General features: G+C 54.8%; 24 protein-coding genes and 1 pseudogene. 15 read left to right on the plus strand and 10 right to left on the minus strand.

Annotated elements, in window-relative coordinates:
- Window positions 1–6 precede the first annotated feature (6 nt).
- Window positions 7–378: a histidine triad nucleotide-binding protein gene (locus tag ACTG4M_RS02115; protein WP_439121978.1), complete on the plus strand. Its 372-nt coding sequence runs from the start codon at window positions 7–9 to the stop codon at window positions 376–378.
- A gap of 21 nt (window positions 379–399) precedes the next feature.
- Here the strand turns inward: ACTG4M_RS02115 and ACTG4M_RS02120 are convergent, their stop codons facing one another.
- Entirely contained in the window at window positions 400–1,317 is a 918-nt protein-coding gene (locus ACTG4M_RS02120) for an ABC transporter ATP-binding protein (RefSeq protein WP_439121979.1), read from the minus strand.
- Window positions 1,318–1,393: 76 nt separating this feature from the next.
- On the opposite strand from ACTG4M_RS02120, the gene ACTG4M_RS02125 reads away from it, so the two are divergent.
- Window positions 1,394–1,579 (plus strand): zinc-finger domain-containing protein, encoded by a 186-nt coding sequence (locus tag ACTG4M_RS02125; protein WP_439121980.1) that lies wholly within the window; start codon window positions 1,394–1,396, stop codon window positions 1,577–1,579.
- On the plus strand, window positions 1,576–2,196 hold the full coding sequence (locus ACTG4M_RS02130; protein WP_439121981.1) for a Pr6Pr family membrane protein: 621 nt from the start codon (window positions 1,576–1,578) through the stop codon (window positions 2,194–2,196). Before ACTG4M_RS02125 ends, ACTG4M_RS02130 begins: the two co-directional genes overlap by 4 nt.
- 9 nt (window positions 2,197–2,205) lie before the next feature.
- Here ACTG4M_RS02130 and ACTG4M_RS02135 read toward each other — a convergent pair whose 3' ends face one another.
- A complete protein-coding gene (locus tag ACTG4M_RS02135; protein ID WP_439121982.1) occupies window positions 2,206–2,718 on the minus strand; it encodes a hypothetical protein in 513 nt (170 codons plus the stop codon).
- A gap of 171 nt (window positions 2,719–2,889) precedes the next feature.
- Window positions 2,890–3,282 carry a hypothetical protein gene (locus ACTG4M_RS02140; protein WP_439121983.1) on the minus strand — a complete coding sequence of 131 codons (393 nt, stop codon included), beginning with the start codon at window positions 3,280–3,282 and terminating at the stop codon, window positions 2,890–2,892.
- 314 nt (window positions 3,283–3,596) lie between these two features.
- On the opposite strand from ACTG4M_RS02140, the gene polA reads away from it, so the two are divergent.
- The 3 genes from polA (at window position 3,597) to gloA2 (ending at window position 8,112) form a co-directional block, all read left to right on the plus strand.
- A complete protein-coding gene (gene polA, locus ACTG4M_RS02145; protein WP_439121984.1) occupies window positions 3,597–6,398 on the plus strand; it encodes a DNA polymerase I in 2,802 nt (933 codons plus the stop codon).
- Between the two features lie 61 nt (window positions 6,399–6,459).
- Window positions 6,460–7,641: a winged helix-turn-helix domain-containing protein gene (locus ACTG4M_RS02150; RefSeq protein WP_439121985.1), complete on the plus strand. Its 1,182-nt coding sequence runs from the start codon at window positions 6,460–6,462 to the stop codon at window positions 7,639–7,641.
- Window positions 7,642–7,689: 48 nt separating this feature from the next.
- Entirely contained in the window at window positions 7,690–8,112 is a 423-nt protein-coding gene (gene gloA2, locus ACTG4M_RS02155; RefSeq protein ID WP_439121986.1) for an SMU1112c/YaeR family gloxylase I-like metalloprotein, read from the plus strand.
- 5 nt (window positions 8,113–8,117) lie between these two features.
- On the opposite strand, the gene ACTG4M_RS02160 is transcribed toward gloA2, so the two are convergent.
- Complete coding sequence (locus tag ACTG4M_RS02160; RefSeq protein WP_439121987.1) at window positions 8,118–9,110, minus strand: adenosine kinase; 993 nt, start codon at window positions 9,108–9,110, stop codon at window positions 8,118–8,120.
- On the minus strand, window positions 9,107–9,751 hold the full coding sequence (gene nth / locus ACTG4M_RS02165) for an endonuclease III (RefSeq protein WP_439121988.1): 645 nt from the start codon (window positions 9,749–9,751) through the stop codon (window positions 9,107–9,109). The genes ACTG4M_RS02160 and nth overlap by 4 nt, the downstream gene beginning before the upstream one ends.
- Before the next feature lie 121 nt (window positions 9,752–9,872).
- Here nth and ACTG4M_RS02170 point away from each other — a divergent pair, with 121 nt between their 5' ends.
- The 3 genes from ACTG4M_RS02170 (at window position 9,873) to ACTG4M_RS02180 (ending at window position 12,172) form a co-directional block, all read left to right on the plus strand.
- The gene (locus ACTG4M_RS02170; protein WP_439121989.1) at window positions 9,873–10,718 is read left to right on the plus strand and encodes a methylated-DNA--[protein]-cysteine S-methyltransferase; all 846 of its coding nucleotides are present in this window, start codon (window positions 9,873–9,875) and stop codon (window positions 10,716–10,718) included.
- Between the two features lie 114 nt (window positions 10,719–10,832).
- Window positions 10,833–11,486, plus strand: coding sequence for an OmpA family protein (locus ACTG4M_RS02175; protein ID WP_439121990.1), 654 nt, complete (start codon window positions 10,833–10,835; stop codon window positions 11,484–11,486).
- 131 nt (window positions 11,487–11,617) lie between these two features.
- Window positions 11,618–12,172 carry an NADPH-dependent FMN reductase gene (locus ACTG4M_RS02180; RefSeq protein ID WP_439121991.1) on the plus strand — a complete coding sequence of 185 codons (555 nt, stop codon included), beginning with the start codon at window positions 11,618–11,620 and terminating at the stop codon, window positions 12,170–12,172.
- On the opposite strand, the gene ACTG4M_RS02185 is transcribed toward ACTG4M_RS02180, so the two are convergent.
- Window positions 12,173–12,862 (minus strand): sugar transferase, encoded by a 690-nt coding sequence (locus ACTG4M_RS02185; protein WP_439121992.1) that lies wholly within the window; start codon window positions 12,860–12,862, stop codon window positions 12,173–12,175. It lies immediately after the preceding gene.
- 907 nt (window positions 12,863–13,769) lie between these two features.
- On the opposite strand from ACTG4M_RS02185, the gene ACTG4M_RS02190 reads away from it, so the two are divergent.
- From ACTG4M_RS02190 to ACTG4M_RS02215, 6 genes are all read left to right on the plus strand, one after another.
- Window positions 13,770–14,384, plus strand: a complete 615-nt coding sequence (locus tag ACTG4M_RS02190) for a ribonuclease D (RefSeq protein ID WP_439121993.1) — start codon at window positions 13,770–13,772, stop codon at window positions 14,382–14,384.
- 17 nt (window positions 14,385–14,401) lie between these two features.
- Complete coding sequence (lptC, locus tag ACTG4M_RS02195) at window positions 14,402–14,995, plus strand: LPS export ABC transporter periplasmic protein LptC (protein WP_439121994.1); 594 nt, start codon at window positions 14,402–14,404, stop codon at window positions 14,993–14,995.
- Window positions 14,995–15,477 carry an LptA/OstA family protein gene (locus ACTG4M_RS02200; protein ID WP_439121995.1) on the plus strand — a complete coding sequence of 161 codons (483 nt, stop codon included), beginning with the start codon at window positions 14,995–14,997 and terminating at the stop codon, window positions 15,475–15,477. The genes lptC and ACTG4M_RS02200 overlap by 1 nt, the downstream gene beginning before the upstream one ends.
- Entirely contained in the window at window positions 15,477–16,235 is a 759-nt protein-coding gene (lptB, locus tag ACTG4M_RS02205; protein WP_439121996.1) for an LPS export ABC transporter ATP-binding protein, read from the plus strand. The genes ACTG4M_RS02200 and lptB overlap by 1 nt, the downstream gene beginning before the upstream one ends.
- Before the next feature lie 224 nt (window positions 16,236–16,459).
- Entirely contained in the window at window positions 16,460–17,023 is a 564-nt protein-coding gene (gene hpf, locus ACTG4M_RS02210; RefSeq protein WP_439121997.1) for a ribosome hibernation-promoting factor, HPF/YfiA family, read from the plus strand.
- A gap of 42 nt (window positions 17,024–17,065) precedes the next feature.
- Window positions 17,066–17,530, plus strand: a complete 465-nt coding sequence (locus ACTG4M_RS02215) for a PTS sugar transporter subunit IIA (RefSeq protein ID WP_439121998.1) — start codon at window positions 17,066–17,068, stop codon at window positions 17,528–17,530.
- Window positions 17,531–17,543: 13 nt separating this feature from the next.
- Here ACTG4M_RS02215 and ACTG4M_RS02220 read toward each other — a convergent pair whose 3' ends face one another.
- From ACTG4M_RS02220 to ACTG4M_RS02235, 4 genes and pseudogenes are all read right to left on the minus strand, one after another.
- Complete coding sequence (locus ACTG4M_RS02220) at window positions 17,544–18,983, minus strand: sulfotransferase family 2 domain-containing protein (RefSeq protein WP_439121999.1); 1,440 nt, start codon at window positions 18,981–18,983, stop codon at window positions 17,544–17,546.
- Between the two features lie 3 nt (window positions 18,984–18,986).
- Window positions 18,987–20,694 (minus strand): annotated as a pseudogene (locus ACTG4M_RS02225) (DUF5927 domain-containing protein).
- The gene (locus ACTG4M_RS02230; protein ID WP_439122000.1) at window positions 20,691–21,701 is read right to left on the minus strand and encodes a glycosyltransferase family 2 protein; all 1,011 of its coding nucleotides are present in this window, start codon (window positions 21,699–21,701) and stop codon (window positions 20,691–20,693) included. Before ACTG4M_RS02230 ends, ACTG4M_RS02225 begins: the two are co-directional and overlap by 4 nt.
- Before the next feature lie 43 nt (window positions 21,702–21,744).
- On the minus strand, window positions 21,745–22,755 hold a 1,011-nt coding region (locus ACTG4M_RS02235), incomplete at its 5' end, for a glycosyltransferase (protein WP_439122001.1).

A 22,755-nucleotide genomic window follows, 5' to 3' on the forward strand; every position in this document is an offset into this window, starting at 1 on the left:
CGCCATATGGCTTATGTCTATGATGATCAGAATGTCTTTGCCAAAATTCTACGGGGAGAGATCCCGAACGATACTGTTATGGAAACCGAACACAGCCTGGCCTTTCGCGATATTCAGCCGCAGGCGCCGGTGCATGTTCTGGTAATCCCTAAAGGCCCGTATGTCTGCTATGATCATTTTGCGAGCGACGCCAGCGATGCTGAGATCGTTGATTTTAATCGCACAATTGCTGCGGTCTGCAAGCAAGAGGGCGTACAGGCTGATGGCTACCGGATTATATCGAACGCAGGCGATGCCGGGGTGCAGGAAGTGCCGCATCTGCACATTCACGTTCTGGGCGGACGTGGGCTTGGGCGTATGTTGCAGCCTGCGCGTTGATGCGCAGAAAGTAGCGTTCGGTTAGGCGGAACGCGTCAACGACAAGAACACATCTTCCAGATCGGCCTGTTCTGTGCGCACATCGCGGATGCGCACACCGTTGTCGCGAAGCATGGTCAGCACGTCTTCGGCTGTGGTTTGCCGGGCGCGGTAGCTCACTGCCAACGTGCCATCCTCGCGGGTTGTGATGCCGATGCCTTCGACCTCGGGAAGCACGCCGATCTCGGCATCGGGTTGGATCACCATGGTTTTGGCATCCAGCGCACCCAACAAGTTGCGGGTGCTGTCGCGGGCAACGACCTCGCCGTGATTGATAATTGCGATCTCGTCGCACATCTCTTCGGCCTCTTCGAGATAATGCGTCGTCAGAATGATGGTCATTCCGTTTTCGCGATTAAGCTTGCGAACATTGTTCCAAAGCATCTGGCGTAGTTCGATGTCGACGCCCGCAGTTGGTTCATCCAGCACGAGCACATGTGGGCGGTGGACCAGTGCTTTGCCCAAGAGCAATCGCCGCCGCATGCCGCCCGAAAGAGTCCGAGCATAGGCCTCGGCTTTGTCGCTGAGGCCGATCATTTCGAGAATCTCATCAGAGCGACGCTCTGATTTTGGTACACCGTAAAGCCCAGCTTGTACTTCGAGCGCTCCACGTGGCGTGAAGAAAGGATCAAGGTTTAGTTCTTGCGGCATCACACCAATAGAGGCACGCGACTGGCGCGGGTTCACGTCCTGATCCCAGCCCCAAATCGTCACTTTGCCGGCGGATTTGGTCACGAGTCCTGCAAGGATATTGATCAGCGTAGATTTGCCAGCGCCGTTCGGTCCCAAAAGCCCGAACACCGATCCCTGCGGAATGGTCAGGTCTATACCTTTCAGGGCCTCTTTGCCGCCGGAATAGGTTTTGTGCAGACCTTCGATCTCAATGGCGCTCTGTGTCATCGCTATCTCTTGCTCCCTTGGTCGTGTCGTCTTAAACCGCACCTAGTGGAAAACACCAATGAAGGAAACGCAGCAGATGGCTACGCAAGCGCCCGAAACAAAGATCGTGGACAGCTACCGCATCGCCTGTGATGGCGGCGAAGGGGCCTTGGGCCACCCGCGCGTCTGGCTGCAAATCCCGCATGACACTGGTTGGGTCGAATGCGGCTATTGCGATGCCAAGTTCATTCACAAGGATTTTGCAGACACGCAGGATTCGTGAACGCCAAACGCATTTGCGCCGGCCTCTTGGCGCTGGCGGTTTGTGTGACGATTGTCACGCGCATTTGGCTTCGGATCGACCGCTACGATATTGGGTTGATTGATACGCTGGCGTTTAACTACCGGTACTTCACGATTTGGACCAACACACTGGTTGGTTTGTCTTGTGCTTTGGTGGCCGCAGGATGGCGAGAGTCCCCCAAGGTGCAAAGCGGGTTATTGTTGTCGATCTCGATGGTGGCCATCGTGTACCACGTGCTTTTGGCGCACCTTCGAGATTACCAAGGCATCGACATGGTGATTGATGTGATGCTGCACACGCTGATCCCGGTGGCCTTTGCCGGATACTGGCTTGTGTTTGTGCACAAGGATGAGGTGCGTTACCCCAATGTTCTGCCGTGGCTGATCCTGCCGTTTCTTTATTGTGTTGTAGCGATGGTCCGTGCGCAATTCGACGGACGGTATCCTTACCACTTTTTGAATTTTGGCGATCTGGGTCTGTTCAGGACCACGTTGAACATTCTTGGCCTTTTGGTTGTGTTTTCGGGCTTTGGCGCATTGATCGTTTGGGCTGGCCGGCGGCTTGGGAGGATTCAGGCGTTTGTGGGCCGCGAGTGATCAACGCCGTTAGCTGATCGGGATGGGCGCAGGCCCGCAAGGCAGGACAGGGGTATCATCGTCTGGCCCGGTCAGGAACTGCAGAACCTTTTCGCCGGACCACGCGGTGATGTCTCGCCCGTTGGTGTCAACGCCACTGCCAATGACGGTGCCAGTTTCGTTGTTGAGCGTGTGATAAAGCACGTTTGCCTCAACCCCGTTTTCGCAAACCAAGTTGGCACGTCCCGGAGTGTCTGCTCCGCCAGCCTTCCATTCGCCGGTGCAGGATGTGCCATCGTTCAGAAAGCCGATCACGATACCTGTGTCCCAGCCATGTGCCTGCCCATCGAAATACACGCCTTCGGACCCCATACATGCAAGCGCCCGAACGCAATTGGCTTTGTCGTAGGGGATGTTCTCGCAAGCGGGCAACGTGCTGCGTTTGTCGACGCCGGAATCAAGCCCGTCCAGGGTAATCTGATCGTTGGCAAAGGCTGGAGTGCTGACGAAAATACCTAAGAGAAAAATATGTAAACCATGCATCGAACAAACCTTGCTTGTGTTTCTCGCGGCATAATAATTCGGTGCCTCTTGCAGACCAGTGAAAAATCAGGCTGCGTGTTGTGCGTGCAGGTTTATGCTGACGTCAGGCAGGTGAAGATGCCCTGTCTTTCGAGAGTGTTTTGATCGCGCGACTTCCATGTCTCTGTCGAGTCAGAGAAAACGTCCGCGCATGATCTGAACTCCGTCGAACGCCCAAAGCAACGTGAGGCCGATCATCATCGTCACGGACCCGAAACCGGTCAAAGCACCCAACGGTGGTTTTGGATCAAGCGACGACATCGCCACAAAAAATGTTCCGATAGCTCCGAAAAAATAGATAAGGCCGCGCAAAGGTCGACCGGCTGGATAGCAGTGAAACCCAAGGAATCCGCCAAACCACCACAGCGCGACAGTGGCCACGTGAGAAGCGGTCTTAGGTTCGGCTTTTGCAGCTGCCGAGGGCGCCGGCGGCGCACCGGCACCACAGTTCGTGCAGTTTTCCGCATCGCCGCTGATTGCTGACCCGCAATAGTTGCACCCAACAACAGTGCGTTTCCGCGTCATAGCCCATATTTGGCGACCCGACTTAAAAATCCCGTATAGCAAGCCATTGGTTGCGATCTGTGTGAACAAGGCCCGCAAAACGTCGAAAGGAGATTTTCTGGCGTAATGATCGGAATGTCTCATGGCGATTGCTTTCTTGAATACGTCAGGAGGGTCTATGAGCGAACTATGGCGATCTTTTGCAGAAAGGGGGCCGATATCAGGAAAACCGTGTTCGACACATTCAGGCTGACGTGCTGGCGTGAACAACGGGCACTGGCCCACCTCTTCAATCCGTGGCAGAACCAAATCGGACCAGAACAAGGACGCGCGGAATGGCATTCGGCAAAGGACACCACCTTCACCTGATCGACGGCTCGGCCTTTATCTTCAGGGCGTACCACGCGTTGCCACCGTTGACGCGGAAATCAGATGGATTGCCTATTGGTGCGGTGTCAGGCTTTTGCAACATGTTGCAGCGCTATGTCGAAGGGAACGCCGGTTCCGATGTGACCCATGTTGCGGTGATCTTTGACAAGGGCAGCCACACGTTCCGCAATGACATGTACGATCAGTACAAGGCTAACCGCGAGGCGATGCCCGAAGACCTGCGCCCGCAGATCCCGCTGACGCGACGTGCGACTGAGGCGTTCAATATCGCCTGCGAAGAGCTTGAGGGCTACGAGGCGGATGACATCATCGCCACGCTTTCCGTTCAGGCTCGTAAGGCCGGAGGGCGGGTGACGATCATTTCTTCTGACAAAGACCTAATGCAGTTGGTCGGTGACGGTGTCGAGATGTTCGACGCTATGAAGAACCGCACCATCGACCGCGACGGTGTTTTTGAGAAATTTGGCGTCTTTCCCGAACGGGTGGTGGATGTTCAGGCTTTGGCCGGTGACAGCGTCGACAATGTTCCGGGCGCACCTGGAATTGGGGTCAAGACTGCTGCCCTATTGATCAACGAATTCGGAACACTGGAAGACCTTCTGGATCGCGCGGAAGAGATCAAACAGCCCAAGCGCCGAGAAACCCTTATCGAAAAGCGCGACCAGATTGAACTGAGCAAAAAACTTGTACTTCTGGATGAAAACACACCGCTTGGTTTTACGCTTGATGATCTTGAGGTCCGCGAGCCTGATCCAGACAAGCTGATGACGTTCCTCGCCGAGATGGAGTTCCGCACACTGACCAAGCGCATTGCCGACGCGCTTGAGGTTGAGCCACCCGTCATTCAGGACACCACACCCGAAGGTGCCAATCCACCAAAAGGTGACGCGCCTGAGTTGCCGGCTATGAACCCGGATGCTTATGAATGTGTCAGCGACCTTGCAGCCTTGCTAACGTGGGTCGATGCGGCGAACGAAAAAGGTTGGGTGGCGTTTGATACCGAAACCACTGGGCTGAACGATATGACCGCCGATTTGGTCGGGCTGTCGTTGTGTATTGAGCCGGGCAAGGCCTGTTATGTGCCGCTCGCACATAAGTCCGAACAGGGGGAGGGATTGTTTGGTTCCGATGCGCTGGCTGAAGGTCAGATCCCGCTTGATGACGCATTGAGGGCGCTGAAGCCGCTGCTTGAAGACCCGGCCGTGATCAAGATCGGCCAGAATATGAAATACGATACCAAGATCATGTCGCGCTATGGGGTCAATGTTGATCCGATCGACGACACAATGTTGATGTCCTACGCGATGAATGCCGGGCTTCACAGCCACGGGATGGACACTCTCTCGGAACGCTATCTGGGTCACACGCCGATCCCGATCAAGGAGTTGTTGGGCAGCGGCAAAAGCCAGATCACCTTTGACCGTGTGCCCATCGAACAGGCCGTCAAATACGCGGCCGAGGATGCCGAGGTTACGCTGCGTCTTTGGATGATGTTCAAACCGCAACTGCATCAGGTCAAGGTCACGCGCGTCTACGAGACGATGGAACGACCGCTGGTCCCGGTGCTGGCACAGATGGAGCGACACGGAATAAAGGTGGACCGGGACACGCTGTCCCGGATGTCGAATGCGTTCAGTCAAAAGATGGCCGGGTTGGAGGACGAAATTTACGAGCTTGCCGGTCGCAAATTCAACGTGGGCTCACCTAAGCAGTTAGGCGAGATCTTGTTTGACGAAATGTCTCTTGAGGGTGGCAAGCGCGGCAAGACCGGTGCGTACGCGACCGGTGCGGATGTGCTCGAAGACTTGGCCACCGAACACGAACTGCCGCGCCGCGTGCTGGATTGGCGCCAGCTGTCCAAGCTGAAATCGACTTATACCGACGCACTACAAGATCACATCAATCCTGAGACGGGCCGCGTTCACACGTCTTATTCGATTGCGGGGGCCAACACGGGTCGGCTCGCCTCGACCGATCCAAACCTGCAAAACATTCCGATCCGGTCCGAGGAAGGCCGCCGCATTCGTGAGGCATTTGTCGCTGAAGAAGGCAAGACGCTTGTCGCGCTCGACTATAGCCAGATTGAATTGCGCATCCTCGCCCATATCGCTGATATTCAAGCGCTCAAAGACGCGTTTAAAGAGGGCCAAGACATTCACGCAGCCACAGCTTCCGAGATGTTCAACGTTCCTTTGGAGGAAATGACACCAGATGTGCGCCGTCAGGCCAAAGCGATCAATTTCGGGGTGATCTACGGTATTTCCGGCTTCGGCCTTGCCCGCAATCTTCGCATCCCGCGGGCCGAGGCGCAGGGCTTCATCGACCGCTATTTCGAACGCTTCCCCGGTATTAAGGCGTATATGGACGAAACCACCAAGTTCGCCAAAGAGCACAACCGTGTCGAAACACTTTTTGGTCGTGTCATCCACACACCTGAGATCAACGCCAAAGGTCCGCGTGCCGGTTTTGCCAAACGCGCCGCGATCAATGCGCCAATCCAAGGGACAGCGGCTGACATCATCCGTCGCGCGATGATCCGGATGCCAGATGCGATTGCAAAGCTGCCGGTCAAAATGCTGTTGCAGGTACATGACGAATTGCTGTTCGAGGTCGAAAAGGGCGCCGAGGACGATCTTATCAAAGTCGTACGCGAGGTGATGGAAGCCGCCGCCGATCCGGTGGTTCACCTGACGGTTCCGCTGGTCGCCGATGCCGGGCAAGGGGCAAACTGGGCCGAAGCGCATTGACGATGGGAGGGGAATTAGAAATCTCTTCGCAAGGATTTTTGAAGATTAATCGCCACCATGAATGGCGTCGTATTTGACAGCGCTACGCATCCCCAACCGCACTGCGCGGCATTTGTGGTTGTCGGTGAACGGGCTTGGTGATGCACCAACTGGCCGGTGCGATGCGTCCCGCCTGATCCAATCTCTGGGGTTTGTGCAGCTTGATACGATCCAGGTCGTGTCCCGCGCGCATCATCATATCCTCTGGAGCCGCAATCAGAACTATCGCGAGCCGATGTTGAATAAACTGTTGGCCAAGGATCGTTCGGTCTTTGAGCATTTCACCCATGATGCGTCTGTGCTGCCGATGGAGTTTCTGCCTATGTGGCAACGGCAGTTTCGTCGGATGCAAGACAAGGTTGGTCGGTCGTCGTGGTACGGCAAGCATCTTGACCCGGATCACCTTGACCAGATCAAAAGCCGGATTACGGAAGAAGGGCCGCTGAGCACGCATGATTTCGACACCAAGATCGAAGGCAAACGCGAGATGTGGAAACGTCCGCCGCATAAGATCGGCTTGGACTACCTTTGGTATGCAGGAGTTCTGGCGACCTGTCATCGTGATGGGTTCACCAAGTATTACGACCTCGCTGAACGTGTCTTTCCAGCGCATCTCTACGAACAGGATATTCCGGACCGTGACCAGATCGACTGGCTGTGCCACGCGGCGCTGGATCGGATTGGAATTGGCTCATTGGGTGAGGTTCGCAAATTCTGGGATGCGACGGAGGTCACCGAAGTTTCTGCTTGGGCAGAACGGCATGTGGCCTCTTTGATCCCAGTTGAGGTTGAATCTGTTGATGGCACTTGGACCAAGGCCTTTGCCGCCCCGGATATCGAGGAGCGTTTGTCGGCGCTCTCGCATCCAACGTCGCGGCTGCGTATCTTAAACCCTTTTGATCCGGCGATCCGCGATCGCGCGCGGCTGAAACGGCTGTTCGGCTTTGATTATACCGTGGAAATGTTTGTGCCCGCCGCCAAACGTCGGTGGGGGTATTACGTCTATCCTATGTTGGAAAGGGACTGCTTGGTGGGCCGGATCGAAGTTAAGGCGGATCGGCCGAAGGGTACGCTGACTGTGCAAAACCTTTGGTGGGAACCCAAGGTCAGGGCGACTGCGCAGCGGTTAGCGAAACTTGACAGTGAGCTGGGTCGGCTGGCCCGATTGGCTGGCGTTGATGATGTGCGCTGGCAAGTTGGTTAGGCTTGGTGCCATTGACACCAAGCCAAGGTGTTTTAGCGCAAGAGACCTTTGAGGGAATTGAAAACCATGCTGCTGGCTTTGCACCATGTCGCGATCATCTGTTCGAACTACGAGCGCTCCAAGCACTTTTATACGGATGTGTTGGGACTGAGGATGATAGGCGAAAACTACCGCCCGGATCGGGAGTCTTGGAAGCTAGATATGGCGCTGCCCGATGGCACCCAAATCGAATTGTTCTCGTTCCCAGACGCGCCGAGGCGGGCATCACGGCCCGAGGCTCAGGGTCTGCGGCACCTCGCGTTTGCGACGGCTGATGTCGAGGCCGCGAAAGCCCACTTGGAAGCACGCGATGTGAGTGTCGAAGCGGTGCGTATCGACCCGTACACCGGTCGGAAATTTACGTTCTTTCCCGACCCAGACGGCCTCCCGTTAGAGCTATATGAGGTCAATCAAACCGCCAGCTGGAGCTGACCGAATTAAACCAAACCGGCAGCCTTGAAGAGTACTTTCAGGTCGGCTTCGGGGCGTGGCCCAATGTGAGAGATTACCTCGGCCGCTGCGACGCATCCCATGCGCCCGGCGGTTTCCATGTCGCGCCCATTGGCCAAACCGTAGAGGAACCCAGCGGCAAACTGATCGCCCGCACCTGTGGCGTCGACGGGCACAACTTTGTCCACGCCGATATCAAAGCGTTCGCCTTTGTGTATGATCGATACGCCATCGCCCGAGCGAGTGCATACAACCAACGGGCAAATCGCGGCGACGGCGGCCAGATCAGCCTCAAGATTGTTGTTTTGGTAGAGCGACATGATCTCGGCTTTGTTGCCGATCACATAGTCCATTTCTTTTTCAATCAGGTTCAGAAAATCAGCGCGGTGACGTTCGACGCAGAATGGATCAGAGATGGCGATGCCCGACATGCCACCTGCGGCACGGCAGGTGCGTGCGGTGCGGATGAAGGCGTCTTTGCCTTTGTCCTTGTCAAAAAGGTAACCTTCGAGAAAGACGATCTCCGCTTCTGCGGCGACATCCTCTGACACGTCTTCAGGCCCCAATTCGGCCGAGATCCCGAGATAGGTGTTCATTGACCGCTCGCCATCGGGCGAGACAAAGATCATTGACCGCGAGGTGGGCAATTCACCGCCGGACACGGGAGCATTTACAAAGCTGGTGCCGTCTTTTTCCATGGCATCGGCATAAAAACGGCCAAGTGCATCATCATGTACCCGTCCTATAAACCCGGTGCGCAACCCAAGATTGCCAAGGCCCGCAAGCGTGTTGGCGACTGATCCACCGGGCGTCTGGGTGCGTTCCTTCATCGCAGCATAAAGCGTTTCGCCGCGTTCGCGCTCGACCAGTTGCATGATGCCTTTCTGGATGCCCATTAGATCCAGAAATGTGTCTTCGGCGCGTGCGATCACATCGACAACGGCGTTGCCGATGCCGACAACCTGATATTTCTTGCTCATTCGGTTTTGTCCTCGAATTGACAGAGATCGCGGATCACGCAGACACCGCATTTTGGTTTACGCGCCACACAGGTGTAGCGCCCGTGGAGGATCATCCAGTGGTGGGCATGCTGCTGAAAGTCGACTGGGATATGATCTTCGATGGCACGTTCTACGGCCACAACATCTTTGCCGGGACAGATGCCACTGCGATTGCCTAGACGAAAAATATGTGTGTCCACTGCTTGGGCCGGATAGTGCCACCACATGTTGAGAACCACATTGGCGGTCTTGCGGCCGACGCCCGGCAAGCCTTCCAATGCCGCGCGGGAATTGGGAACTTCACCGCCGTACTGTTCGACCAGAATGCGGCTTAACTTGATGACGTTTTTGGCCTTGTTGCGATAAAGGCCAATCGTCTTGATGTGCTCGATCACACCTTCTTCACCAAGCTCCAGCATCTTTTCGGGCGTGTCGGCAATCTTGAAAAGGTCTTTGGTGGCTTTGTTCACACCAACGTCGGTTGCTTGCGCTGATAAGGCTACGGCGACTACCAGAGTGTAGGCGTTGACATGGTCAAGTTCGCCTTTGGGTTCCGGGTCTACCGCCTGAAAGCGGGTAAAGATCTCGCGGATCGTGTGGTAATCGAGTTGCTTGGCCATGGCTTCCCATATGCCGCGCGATGGCCTTGGGAGCAAGCATTCACCTTGCGCAGGTTTCGGGTCGCTTGGGGCGTGCCCAATCGGCTACATCTGATGACACGCGATCGAAAAGGATGTTTGGATGAAACCCCTCGCAGAAGACAGCCAAGGCTATCATTTCAATATCATGCGCCGTGCGCTGGATGTGATCGATGATCAAGGACCTGCAGTTTCGTTGGATGCGTTGGCGTCCGAGATGAACATGAGCCCAGCACATTTTCAGCGCGTGTTTTCGCGATGGGTGGGCGTGAGCCCAAAACGGTATCAGCAGTATCTTACGTTGGGCCATGCCAAAGCGCTTTTGCAAAACCGGTTTACGACTTTGCAAACTGCGCACGAAGCAGGGTTATCGGGTGGTGGGCGGTTGCACGACTTGTTCCTGCGGTGGGAGGCCATGAGCCCGGGTGATTTTTCCCGTAAAGGCGAAGGACTGTCTATCTTTTGGGGTTGGTTCGACAGCCCATTTGGTCCGGCATTGGTGATGGGCACAAATAAGGGGCTTTGCGGTATCGGCTTCGCATCCGAATGTACCGAGGCCGAGGCGATGCAAGATTTGTGTAGCCGTTGGCCTAATGCGAGTTATCAGGAGGCCCCGGAACGGATCACGCCCTGGGTTCAAAACGCTTTCGGGCAGTCCGGCGGGGACGTGCCGCTTTACCTCATCGGCGCGCCATTCCAAATTAAGGTTTGGGAAGCGCTTATGCAGATCCCGTCTGGGCATGTGACAACCTATTCCGAAATTGCTGATTTTATTGGCCATCCCAAAGCGGTGCGTGCTGTTGGAACGGCGGTCGGGCGCAACCCGATCAGTTATCTGATCCCGTGCCATCGCGCCTTGCGCAAGTCCGGAGGATTGGGCGGCTATCACTGGGGTTTGCCGGTAAAACGCAGCATTTTGGCTTGGGAATCTGCACGGGTCGAAGCATAAGCATTGCGCGGAAACGTGCCGATTTCCCCGCGACATCGGGATTCTTACGGGGTATGTTATCGCATAGCAGATATTAGACCCCTACAATCGGGCACAGTTAAACGAGGCGAACCTATGACACTTTCCAGACTTTCATTATCCACGGCCCTTTGCGGCGTGATCTTCCTGTCGGCTTGTACGGACCCCAACGATCCGAACCGCCAGACCAAGACCGGCGCGCTTGTCGGTGCCGGTGCCGGTGCCGTTGTTGGCGCACTCATGGGTAACGATCCCGAAGAGCGCCGCCGCAACGCTGTGCTGGGTGCAGCGATTGGAGGCGGCGGTGGTGCCATCATTGGCAATCAGCTCGACAAGCAAGAAGCAGACCTGCGTGCGCAGATTGGCAATGATAACGTCACTATCCGTAACACCGGCGACCGTTTGATTGTGACTCTGCCACAGGATATTTTGTTTGCCACAGATAGCGCCACGCTGCGCCCTGACCTTCAGCGCGATCTGCGCACGGTCGGGCAAAACCTGTTGGCTTACCCGGACACCACAGTTCAGGTCATCGGCCATACTGACAACACGGGTGATGCCAACTACAACCTGAACCTGTCGCGCCAGCGCGCGCAGTCAGTTGCCAATATTCTGTCGAGCGAGGGTGTTCCGTCCTTCCGTATCCAGGCCATTGGACGTGGTGAAGACCAGCCGATGTCGAGCAACCTGACACCCGAAGGTCGGGCGCAGAACCGCCGCGTGGAAATCGTGATCCTGCCGAACGCCTGACCCGCGACACAGCTTGCCAATGCGGCCCGCACCAGAACGGTGCGGGCTTTTTTGTGTTTGCTGATCGGATATCGGGTTGCCGTTGCCCTGCTGCGCGCCAATTGTCTGACCGACGTATCAGGAGATAGACAATGGCAGATTTGAAACTGGTGGGCCTGTGTGGTTCATTGCGCCAAGCTTCGACAAACCGGTTGCTCATGCTCGAAGCGGTGCGCCGTTTTGGCGATGCAGAGTTTACCGAAGGTGACGTGCGGCTGCCGTTGTATGACGGCGACATCGAAAACGACGCGGGCATTCCGGAGGTTGTTCAAACATTGTCTGATCAGATTGCTGCCGCCGATGCCGTGATCGTGGTCACGCCGGAATACAACAAGGGGATTTCTGGTGTTCTCAAGAATGCGTTGGACTGGGTCAGCCGGACCAAAGGCACGCCTTGGGCCAACAAACCGGTCGCGTTGATGTCAGCAACTGCTGGACGGTCGGGGGGTGAACGTACTCAGAATATGGCGCGGCTATGTCTGACTCCGTTTCGGCCTTTGTTGATCACAGGTCCCGAAGTCATGGTTGCGGCCACGTCGCAACAATGGGACGACGATGGGCGTTTGACCAATGAGCTTAGCGCCAAGGCTTTGGACGAATTGATGCGCACCTTGCGTGGTTATGCAGAAGCGCATCGGATAGGCTAATCAGCAGCCGGTCCCTTTGGTGACGACACCAACGGTCTTCATCAAGACAGAGACATCTTGCACCAGCGTGACCTTGCGCAGGTATTCGGCATCGTACTTGGCACGATCAGCAAAGCTGCTTTCGTGGCGCACGGATACTTGCCAAAACCCAGTCAGGCCAGGGCGCAGCGCATAGTAGGCCGAACCAGGGTACATGTTTTGCTGGTCCAGCATCATCGGGCGCGGACCAACTAGCGACATCTCGCCTTTCAGAACGTTCCAAAGCTGGGGCAATTCATCCAGCGACGTTTTGCGTAGGATTTGGCCGACCTTCGTGATCCGCGGGTCATTGCGAAGCTTCTGGTTCAGGTTCCATTCGGCGCGGGCACCTGGATTGTTCTTGAGGTGATCTTCAAGAGCTTGGTCGGCATTGGCGACCATGCTGCGAAGTTTCCACATTTTGAAGGTTTTGCCGAACCGGCCAATGCGCGTCTGATGATAGAAAGGCGAACCGCCATCCCGCGCTACAAGAAGAGCGCAAACCGTCAGTACAAGAATAACTGCAGGTGCCGCCATCAAGACAAGAGTGATATCCACGATCCGCTTAACATGATCACGATAAACTCTCTTAGGTTCCTTGTTCGAAAAGGCAGCGTTGACCAGCGTCTCAATTTCGGTGCGTGGACCGGTTTGGCGAATATGCAGCGTCATTTGTACACCCTGTTGACCCTATGTGCTGAGGTCGCTTGCTGGGTGCCGCAGGCATGAAATATCTGATTGCTCGCAGCGTACTGCAGCGAACATTCGACACTAACCGACCGATCTGATCTAGATTTTCAGGCTATGTGGCAGACTTTAGCAGACGAACTTTTACACAACTCCCAAGTGGAAGCACCAACCCCCAAGTGCCTTTCGAATTAAGGCAGGACTGTGACCTGCCTAAGCATGGCCTCTTTATGGCCCTCTGCCCCAATTTGGTCAACTTTCGGATAAGGGGGAAACTTTTGCGTGTGTTCCCAGCCTGATTTCAACCGTAAATGCATGCTGATGCGCGCACTGTGATTACACAAAAAGCCGATGCAATCACAATTTGGCCTTTTCGCCTAAAATGGCACGAAAGCCCACGGGATGAGTGAAGTTCATCGATCTTCGATGCTCGGTTTCTGATCTTGCTGTTGCAGATTTTTCCGATTTCGTGACCAATGCTTGCTTGCGTTTACAATTGGCCACGAGTTTTGCCGTTGCGTGTCACCAATCGGGCGAAAAGCGTGAAACTGTTGATTTTCAAGGGACAGACGTGACGTAAGGTCAATTCTGCCGCTCAAAGCGTATTGTTCATGATGTCGCAACAGTGGATTGGTCAAATATTTCAAAATTTGAATGAAATGCAAAGAAAGCGATGATTTTCTCAAAGAAAATCCGATAGATCACGGACTGTCATAATTTGAAATATATTTGGTATAATTGATGCTATCGAAAGACAGCTTTGGGCTCGAATGAGGACGAATCGTGTTCAAAATTTCCGAATCGGGTGAAAGTGCGGCAACCTCGGACAGGTTGCGCCACATTCGGCTAGGGTCTATCTGCGCATCAATATTTCAGAGCAGGATGGTTTTCCATGTCCCACCACGTCCACGCCCGTGACCTACCCGATGACCTTGATCTTGGACCCGAGGTTGCCATCGACTGCGAAACGATGGGGCTTCATCCGCATCGCGACCGGCTTTGTGTTGTTCAGCTGTCCAGTGGGGACGGGACAGCCCATCTGGTGCAGATCGAGAAGGGCCAAACCTCGGCCCCAAATCTGGAAAAGCTCTTGACTGATCCGAACGTTCTCAAGCTGTTCCACTTTGGCCGGTTCGATATCGCGGCGATGCAGAATGCATTTGGTGCACTGACTGCACCGGTCTACTGTACCAAGATCGCAAGCCGCCTTGTGCGCACCTACACAGATCGCCACGGTCTTAAGGTGCTGTTGCAGGAGTTGGTCGGGGTTGATGTTTCCAAGCAGCAGCAATCAAGCGACTGGGGTTCTGAGACGCTGAGCCAAGCGCAGGTCGAATACGCCGCGTCAGATGTGCTTTATCTTCACAAGCTGCGCGACGCGTTGAATGTCATGCTGGAACGAGAAGGTCGCGCTGAACTGGCGCAGGCCTGTTTTGATTTTCTGCCGACACGGGCGCAGCTGGATCTTGCAGGTTGGCCGGACACTGACATCTTTGCGCATAGCTGAACGCGCGGAACAGACAGATGTATTCGCGCCTTATTGCCTGGTTGAAAATCCTGCTTCCTCTGGGTGCGCTTGTGCTTTTGTCGACAATATTTCTGTATTCCCGCGGGCCTGACCCGATTGCCGCCATTCCAGTTTTGACTGGCGGGGCAGATCCGACGGTCACCGAGCAAATCGGAAGCCCCTTTTACGCAGGCACAACCGAAAGCGGACAGGGTTTAACACTTTCAGCCCGGCAGGCTCGGTTCAGCGGTGATGAGGGCTCTGGGGTGATTGCGGATGATCTGCGCGCTATTATCGATGTCAAAGATGGCAATCGCATCGTGATCGACGCAACTGTTGGTCAGATGGAAGACGGAGATCGCTTGTCACTTCGCGACGGTGTCATCTTGGAAAGCAGCTCTGGGTATACAGTACGCACCAAAGGGCTGAACGCCGCGGTGAATAGAGTGGACATCGAAAGCACTGCCGAAGTCGAGGCAGATGGCCCTGGGCTGACCCTTTCGGCGGGAAGGCTCCGAGTGAAAGACAGCGGTGGCACAACTGACATTCAGTTGCTGTTCACGGATGGGGTAAAACTGGTATATGTACCCCAACAAGACAAGGCTGAGTAATGATCAGAACAGTTGTGACCGTTGTGGCGTTTGGATTTGCCACAGTTGCCTATGGGCAAGGAACCGAGATCGCCTTTGGCACGGTTCAGCAAGATACATCGCTTCCTGTGGAGGTTAGTGCGGATGCCTTGTCAGTCTCGCAGAACGATGGGTCGGCGCTTTTTACCGGCAATGTCATTATTGGGCAGGGTGAGATGCGCCTGTCTGCGCCGCGCGTTCTGGTTTTCTATACAGAGGATCAAAGCGGGGTAGAGCGGCTTGAGGCAACGGGCGGCGTGACCTTGGTGAATGGTGATCAGGCGGCCGAAGCTGATACGGCGGAATACGAGGTCAATCGCGGCACCATTCGCATGGTAGGCAACGTTCTTTTGACACAAGGCGCGAACACACTTGTGTCTGACAGCATGGATGTCGATCTAGAAGGTGGAACTGCACTGATGAACGGTCGGGTGCGTACTGTCTTTCAGACGGGAGACAATTGATGTCTGCGCCGACCCTGTCCGTGACAGATGGACAAAGTGGTCTGACGGTCAAACATCTGCGGAAGAGCTATAAAAAGCGCGTCGTAATCCGGGATGTGTCGCTTGAGGTTCATCGTGGTGAAGTGGTCGCATTGCTGGGGCCGAACGGTAGTGGGAAAACCACATCCTTTTATGCGATTGCTGGTCTGGTAAATCCCGAAGGCGGTCAGGTGCTGATCGACGGGCAAGATGTAACTTACCTGCCGATGTACCGGCGAGCACGGATGGGCATTGGGTATCTACCGCAAGAAATGTCGATCTTTCGGGGAATGAGCGTCGAAGACAATATCAACGCCATTCTAGATATCAGTCAGCCAGACCGTCACAAACGGCGCGAGCGGCTTGAAGAGCTGTTGGGAGAGTTTTCCATCGAACACTTGCGTCGTGCCCCGGCGCTTGCCTTGTCCGGTGGTGAACGTCGCCGCGTGGAGATCGCGCGGTGTTTGGCAGCTGATCCAAAGTACCTGCTGCTCGACGAACCCTTTGCAGGTGTTGATCCGATCAGCGTTGGTGACATCCGTCATCTTGTGGCGGACCTCAAGAAGCGCGGCATTGGTGTTCTGATCACCGATCATAATGTTCGTGAAACTCTCGAAATCGTGGATCGCGCGTATATCCTGCATGACGGCAAGGTGCTTATGTCCGGCTCTCCGGACGAGGTTGTGCGCAATGAAAATGTCCGCCGTGTCTATCTGGGTGACAGTTTCCGTATCGGATAATTCCTGCTGCATTTGACGGAAATCATTGACACGTCGCCTTTGCGCGATTGAAATGATTGCATGGCGTTTGGAGATTCAGACCGTCAATTTCTGCTCTGCCTGCCACACTGGCTGGACAATGAAACACAACGGTCAAACCGCCATATTTCTTTTGCGTTCGAACCCAGTACTGGTGTCGCCGGTTCCGTTCGGCTGCAAAACTAAAACAATAAAAAGGATACCCTATGCGTTACCAGATAACCGGCAAGCAGATCGATGTTGGTGAAGCACTTCAGACACATGTAAAGAGTGAACTGGATGGGATGCTGGGCAAGTACGCCGGTCGTCCGACAGACGCGACCGTCGTCTTTTCCAAGAGCGGCCACGAATTTGTTTGTGAGGCAGTGGTTCATCTGTCAACCGGTTTGAACGCGACGGCCAAGGCCCATGCGACCGAGATTTATGGCGCTTTTGATGGCTGTTGCGAGAAAATGGATAAACAGCTGCGCCGCTATAAAAGACGTCTAAAGGATCATCACAAGGACCGAACGGAACCAGTTGCACTCTTTGGTGCATCCTCATATATCCTCGCCAGCGATGTTGATACGCAAGTCGACGAACCTGAATCGTTGCAGCCGATCATTGTGGCCGAGATGGAAACTCAGATTCCGTCGCTGACCGTAGGTGAGGCCGTGATGCAAATGGAGTTAGCGGGACTGCCTGTTTTGGTGTTCCGAAATGACAAAAAGGACGGTGTGAACGTCGTGTATCGCCGAGAAGATGGAAACATCGGCTGGATTGATCCCTAGTATCAGTACACGGGCGCCTTTCGTCCCAACAACGAGCAGCACATGAAATTTGCAGATCTGTTGAATTCCAAGGCCGTTAAGGCCGTGACGGCGGCATCCAGTAAGAAGCGCTTGATGCACGACATAGCGGATGTTGCTGAGTCTGCTTATGGCATTTCTGCCCAGCGTGCTGTTGATGCGCTGCTTGAACGCGAAAGCCTTGGCCCCACTGGTGTGGGCCATGGCGTCGCTCTTCCGCATGCGCGGCTTGATGGTGTGGACGCAGTTGTGGGTGTCTTTATCCTGTTGGAAAAACCGATTGATTTCGATGCGGTCGATCGCCAGCCGGTGGATGTGATCTTTGCTCTCTTCGCGCCTGAAGATGCAGGTGTCGAACATCTCAAGGCGCTTGCGCTTGTGTCACGGACACTTCGTGATCAGAATTTCTGCGCCAAGCTGCGGGCAAATCCTGATCCGTCCACGCTGCACACCATTATCACCGAAGCGGCGGCAGTTCAGGCTGCGTAACGTGAAGCCCCGTTCAGGCGGGCTTTTGCGGATCGAAATCAGAAAACCCAAACATCATGTAGTCGCGCGGATAGGCGTCGCGGCACAGCTTGTCTAAATGTGGGCTGTAAATCTGAGACAGGCGGTCACGATTTGGATCGCTGTCCTGAGCAACATGCGGCACCACCTCAAGTCCTACAGTGCGCGCCATGCGTGGCAACGCGTCTGGCAGGTTTGTCTCGCGCAGGATGTGATCTGGTAAGCAGAACTCTGACATCCCCTGAAGGCAGGCCACTTGGCTTGCCCAATGCGCATCTACTCGAATGCTGGTCTGCCCGTTCAGATTGGATCGCAGAAAGCTTAGGAACCGTTCGAACGCTCGGCGGTGTGCATCAAAATCATAATACGGATCCGACGGGTCGTCTGGCAATTCCAAGCCATGAAACCGGATCAATTGGTTGCGGATTTTCGCAAAGCTGCCCGGTCCAGTGCCCAGAATTCGATCGCAAAACGCAGCATGGGCGCGGGCCAAGGGGTGGCGGAGCACGGTGAATCGCTGATGGCCGGGATGATCCTGCAACCAGCCGCGCAGTGTTTTTTGGTTGAACTTAGACATCAATTCAGACGCACCACCAGCCAATTCGGCCATCCACGCCGTGACCTGATCCTCTGGTCCCGAGCGTATCGGCATGTACAACAGCGGCTGCTGTGCGCATGCCACATAAGACGGTACAACCGGTCCGCGACGAGGTTCAAAGTTTGGTGTGCGCGTCAGATCGAACCGATCTAATGCACGCAGAGCTACGTTCATCTGATCGAAATTAGCGACTTTATCCGACAATGGTTGCGGGTTCTGTGGTTTGAGATTGGTCTGAAATCCGTCCGGCTCTGCATGTGCGCCAAGCCAATGCGCCAATCCGCTCAGAACTTCGGTGTCGTGTAGGTCATCGTATCCAATGTAGAACGCGCTTTGGCCGGTCACTTGTAACGCCCGCATGATCTCTAATTGGAAAGTCTGCATGCGTCCCAGATGTCGCTCGAATTCGTGCAGATCGAAATGTGCCTGTGCATCCTTGCGGTTCTTAACGTTCGTCAGCTTCCATTGATCGGTCGCACGGGCGATCTTGAGGCTTATATAACTGTCCACCGGATTGCGGGTCAGAATGATCTTGGCGCAGCGCGGATCTGACAGGATCGGGGCAAGAACCCGTGGGTCATGGTCGTGGAAATACCGAAAACCGCCAAGGCCTTCGGTTTCTGTCCGGATAGCCCGGAGGAGCCGATCAGGATTGTCTTCGCGTTGGCCGTGCGTGACGCCATGGATGTCGTCGCGGTTTGGATAACCGATAAAGTTGGGATTGAACGCCTCACCGTGGCATGTAACCCCTTCGATCTGGTTCAGGTAATCCTCAAGCAGATTTGACCCTGTTCGCATCTCGGCGAAGACAACAAAAAGATCGAATCCCACAGTCACGCTTTACTTCTTTACCAGATAAGGACGGGGGCGGGAGCCATCGCGCATCGGGCTTTGCGCGATTGGGTCGGCTGGGAAGTCGCCCATGAGATAAGGATGCATTCCCTGATTTTTGAGGTTCTGTAGAAACTGTCCAAAGCCAGTGAGATCGACCATCTTGGGGGCCTCAGTTAGTCGGCGATTGGGTTGCGAACCTATTTCATCGACGATCACCTGTATCGCCTCCATTGGGCTTTCGATGAATTCCGCCATCGTCCAGATGCGCCTCCGGCACTTGGAGTAGGGCGACCGCAGCGCGTCGAGCATATCAGTTTCGATCTTTTGCAACTGTGCCGGCCTCGCGCCGCAATTCAGCAAAGCTCCGGTTCGATTGAAACAACGGTATGGCCCATGCACCACTGATCACAGAGACCTGCGCATTTGGATCCTTGGCGATATCCCAAACCACGTGCCGGGTGCTACTGGGCCCAAGTTGAAAACACTGGAGTTCGCCGCGGGTGTTCCACAATAAATTGGTGAGGAACATCTTGGTGTCATAGTCCCGCAGGGTCGCGTTGTCAGACAGCGCTCCGTTCATCACCGTTTGCCCGTCTGCGAAATGGGCGCGGTCTGGTGCAAAGAGGTGTCCATGCACACGTGCACCCGTCACTTGGGCAAGCCACGGCTCAAAATCGGTGAACAGTTCGGTAAAGCCTTGAAATACTGAGTACTTGGCTGCAGTGACACCGTTCTCCCAGTCTTCGTTTGGAAAGCGGCTTTGCATATAAAGTCCGGGCCGCCCACGTGTTCGCCGGTCCACTGCCTTGGCAAAAATGCGGTCGATCTTGCCGGGGTTGGGTTCCTGAAGGCTCAATTCGCCGGGCTTGGGGCTAAGGAAGGTTTCGTAGAGGCGGTCGGCGTTATGCCAGATTTTGCGTGCAACAAAGCAATCCGACCGACGCAGCAATTGCAGGTGGTCGTCGTAAAATATGTGTGGTTTGCCCTGAAAATCGAATTTCGAAAGGGTCAGTGACCGGCTGACAATATTGGTGGAATACAGCCGCGCCAATGTCTGGAAATAACTTTCATCTGGAATCCAGACATGACGAAAATACCGATCGTAAGCCTTGCGCTTTGGATCTTCGAGGATTGATGCGAGTGTCTGACGCGTCAGGCACCACCATTGACTGCCCATATGCGGGGTCACACCATCGGGAATTGTCCGTTTGTAGCCGACCTTGCGCTGAAGCTCTACAAAGCGGTCAAAGAGATATCGATTGCGTCGCCACGAAAACGGGAAGCGCATGGTAAACCGCTCTTCATCAAGGCCACCGACTGTCCAGGGCACATCTGCTGTTGTTGCACTTTCGATGTGGTCGGTGCGCGGACGCGCTTTGAGGTAATCGATCAATTCCTGAACCGGGCGTAGCGGCAGGCAAGAGCCGGATGTCAGATAGACGTGGCTGACCTCTTGGAATTCAGAGAGCATCAGTTCGCTGGCGTCCTGGCTTGCAGCCACCAGACCCCAAGTGCCCCAATCGCAGCGATGCCTGCGCGAAAAGCGGATCAAGGGATCATCGCTAAGGCGTTCGGTAAAGATCTTGTAGCGTTTGGGTGAAACCATCTGATCGACATGGATCACCACCGGGCATCCCGCCTTGGTCCAATGGCGTGCAATCTGTTCTGCTCGGTGCAGCGCGGTATGCGCCAGCATGATGATTCCAATGCTCATGCCCAGTTGCCCATCGACATGAGGCCCAGAATTTCAAGCTGCCGCCAGTTGATGTATTTCTCGGACCACTTGCACCAAAGCTCTGGGTTGTCCTGAATTGCATTGGCATAGGCGACGTATTCAAGGCTGCCTGCATAGTGTTCACGCCGCTTAAGCTCTTCCATCGCTTTTTCGTTGAACGTGCTGATGAACTTGGTGTGGAGCAGTGCACCAGATGCTTTTTCACCCCCCCATTCGTCATAAACGTAATTCAGGCCGCGCGGCAAAAGCATGTGGGTTGAACTGGCATACGCATAGCGATGGTGCCACTTCACCAGTGGGACTTTGTTCAGGGCAGGCGCTGCCTCGGGTCTGTCGGCAAAGAAAACACGTGCACGCGGTCCGCCCTGAATCCACAGGTTTCCCAGCAAGTGGTTGCGCTTGAGTGTGTAGTTTCCGGAATCAAACCAAGATGCGATTTCTAAGGGGTTTTGTCCGGCCTGGTAGGGTATCGCGTCGATCCGGCCCTTGGGATACATATCCAGCAGCATCGCGCCAAAAGACCGGATTGAGGACGCCTCAAGCCAATCGGTCAACGCGGGCAAAGGGCGCGAGTCGCAGAACGGGTAGACAAAGAATTCGTCGGGGTCGACCGTCAAGCACCAGTGATCGTGGCCGTATTTCCGGAGCAACCAGTTCATCCAATCCATGCCGAAGCGCGACCGCTTATAGCTCTTGCGTGTGTGCCAGAGCGACACATCCGGTTGCTGTGACAGCATCTCGGCGGTGCCATCCGTGCTGTCGTTGTCGACAAAGAAGAAATGAGACACGCCCATCTCTCGGTAATATTTCAGGAAGTAGGGTAGACGGACACCTTCGTTGCGTACGGTGCAGAACAACAGAATGTCGGTTTTTCGAATAAGATTGGTGCGATTGGACACAGGTTTTAGTTCGCGGCGTTTCCTGAACGCGCGTATCCTCCAGCGTTTACGCTGAAGTCTTAGTCCATATCTTTGCACCACTCCCAAAAGTCAGCTGCCTGTTTTTATGGCCGCAAGCCACGCGTGGATATCAAAGAGCAGTAAATAGTTGATTGAAATGTTCCTGCCAAGTCAGGGTCTCTAAAGACACAAACCCGTTCTGCTCACCGCTTACATCCCGGCGTCTTTGCACCAGTTTACTGATCTCGTTTTTCCAAGCGTAGCAATCTGATTCGGCCGCGTAAATAGGGCTGTGCCCCAACACTTCTTTGAATACTGACAAAGGGTTGCAAATGAGAGGCACTTTGAGATGCGCGGCCTCGATCGCCGGGTATCCAAACCCTTCGGCGATGCTCGGAAACAGCAGCCCATTGCTATCTTTTAGTAGTGCCCACATCTTTTCATCCGGCAAATCTGGGATCTCGTGCACGTTAGCTGGCTTTTGATCCAGCCTTTCAAAGACATCTTCGTTCATCCAGCCGCGTCGCCCGCAGAGAATCAAGTGCGGATCGTCGGGGCCCGCATAGTCTGCCCAAAGATCGAGCAGAAAACCGATGTTCTTGCGCGGCTCAATTGTGCCGATGGCCATGAAATAGGGTTTGTCTGTCCATGGCCCATCAGGCGCTTGACCAACGCGCATTTCAGGCAAGCCTGGCAGCACCACCTGCACACGATCTGCATCAAGATGGCGTGCATGTTTCAGGACATCGGCTTTGGTGTCCTGCGAATTACAGACAACCAAATCGGCATGCCGATCCATGCGTTTAAAGAAGCGCTTGAACTTCATTCGTGATCTTGCGGTTTGCAGAGTTGGCCAATCCAGTGGGATGGTATCGTGGACGTAGATTCCGATTTTGAGGTCTTCTATGCAGCGCACTGCATAGACAACAAGGTCGTTGAAATTGGTCTGTCCAACGTTCAGATAAACCGTGCCTTTCGGTATGTGGCGTCTGATCATCTTGCTCAGTCGCAGCGGCACTGACCGGTCCAGCGCAATCTTGCGCAGCCCACTTTCCGTAATGGCTCGCGTCGTATCGGCCGTCCGCGATAGGCGCGAAACGAGGTCGGTTGTGGTCCAGACTGGCTTTTCACAATGATCGAG

The sequence above is a fragment of the Marivita sp. genome, from assembly GCF_965656765.1.
GTDB lineage: Bacteria > Pseudomonadota > Alphaproteobacteria > Rhodobacterales > Rhodobacteraceae > Marivita.

Coding starts and splice junctions, on each gene's coding strand:
- ACTG4M_RS02115 (WP_439121978.1), top strand. CDS start 7: ATGGCTTATGTCTATGATGATCAGAATGTCTTTGCCAAAATTCTACGG.
- ACTG4M_RS02120 (WP_439121979.1), bottom strand. CDS start 1,317: ATGACACAGAGCGCCATTGAGATCGAAGGTCTGCACAAAACCTATTCC.
- ACTG4M_RS02125 (WP_439121980.1), top strand. CDS start 1,394: ATGGCTACGCAAGCGCCCGAAACAAAGATCGTGGACAGCTACCGCATC.
- ACTG4M_RS02135 (WP_439121982.1), bottom strand. CDS start 2,718: ATGCATGGTTTACATATTTTTCTCTTAGGTATTTTCGTCAGCACTCCA.
- ACTG4M_RS02140 (WP_439121983.1), bottom strand. CDS start 3,282: ATGACGCGGAAACGCACTGTTGTTGGGTGCAACTATTGCGGGTCAGCA.
- polA (WP_439121984.1), top strand. CDS start 3,597: ATGGCATTCGGCAAAGGACACCACCTTCACCTGATCGACGGCTCGGCC.
- ACTG4M_RS02150 (WP_439121985.1), top strand. CDS start 6,460: ATGGCGTCGTATTTGACAGCGCTACGCATCCCCAACCGCACTGCGCGG.
- ACTG4M_RS02160 (WP_439121987.1), bottom strand. CDS start 9,110: ATGAGCAAGAAATATCAGGTTGTCGGCATCGGCAACGCCGTTGTCGAT.
- nth (WP_439121988.1), bottom strand. CDS start 9,751: ATGGCCAAGCAACTCGATTACCACACGATCCGCGAGATCTTTACCCGC.
- ACTG4M_RS02170 (WP_439121989.1), top strand. CDS start 9,873: ATGAAACCCCTCGCAGAAGACAGCCAAGGCTATCATTTCAATATCATG.
- ACTG4M_RS02175 (WP_439121990.1), top strand. CDS start 10,833: ATGACACTTTCCAGACTTTCATTATCCACGGCCCTTTGCGGCGTGATC.
- ACTG4M_RS02180 (WP_439121991.1), top strand. CDS start 11,618: ATGGCAGATTTGAAACTGGTGGGCCTGTGTGGTTCATTGCGCCAAGCT.
- ACTG4M_RS02185 (WP_439121992.1), bottom strand. CDS start 12,862: ATGACGCTGCATATTCGCCAAACCGGTCCACGCACCGAAATTGAGACG.
- ACTG4M_RS02190 (WP_439121993.1), top strand. CDS start 13,770: ATGTCCCACCACGTCCACGCCCGTGACCTACCCGATGACCTTGATCTT.
- lptC (WP_439121994.1), top strand. CDS start 14,402: ATGTATTCGCGCCTTATTGCCTGGTTGAAAATCCTGCTTCCTCTGGGT.
- ACTG4M_RS02200 (WP_439121995.1), top strand. CDS start 14,995: ATGATCAGAACAGTTGTGACCGTTGTGGCGTTTGGATTTGCCACAGTT.
- lptB (WP_439121996.1), top strand. CDS start 15,477: ATGTCTGCGCCGACCCTGTCCGTGACAGATGGACAAAGTGGTCTGACG.
- hpf (WP_439121997.1), top strand. CDS start 16,460: ATGCGTTACCAGATAACCGGCAAGCAGATCGATGTTGGTGAAGCACTT.
- ACTG4M_RS02215 (WP_439121998.1), top strand. CDS start 17,066: ATGAAATTTGCAGATCTGTTGAATTCCAAGGCCGTTAAGGCCGTGACG.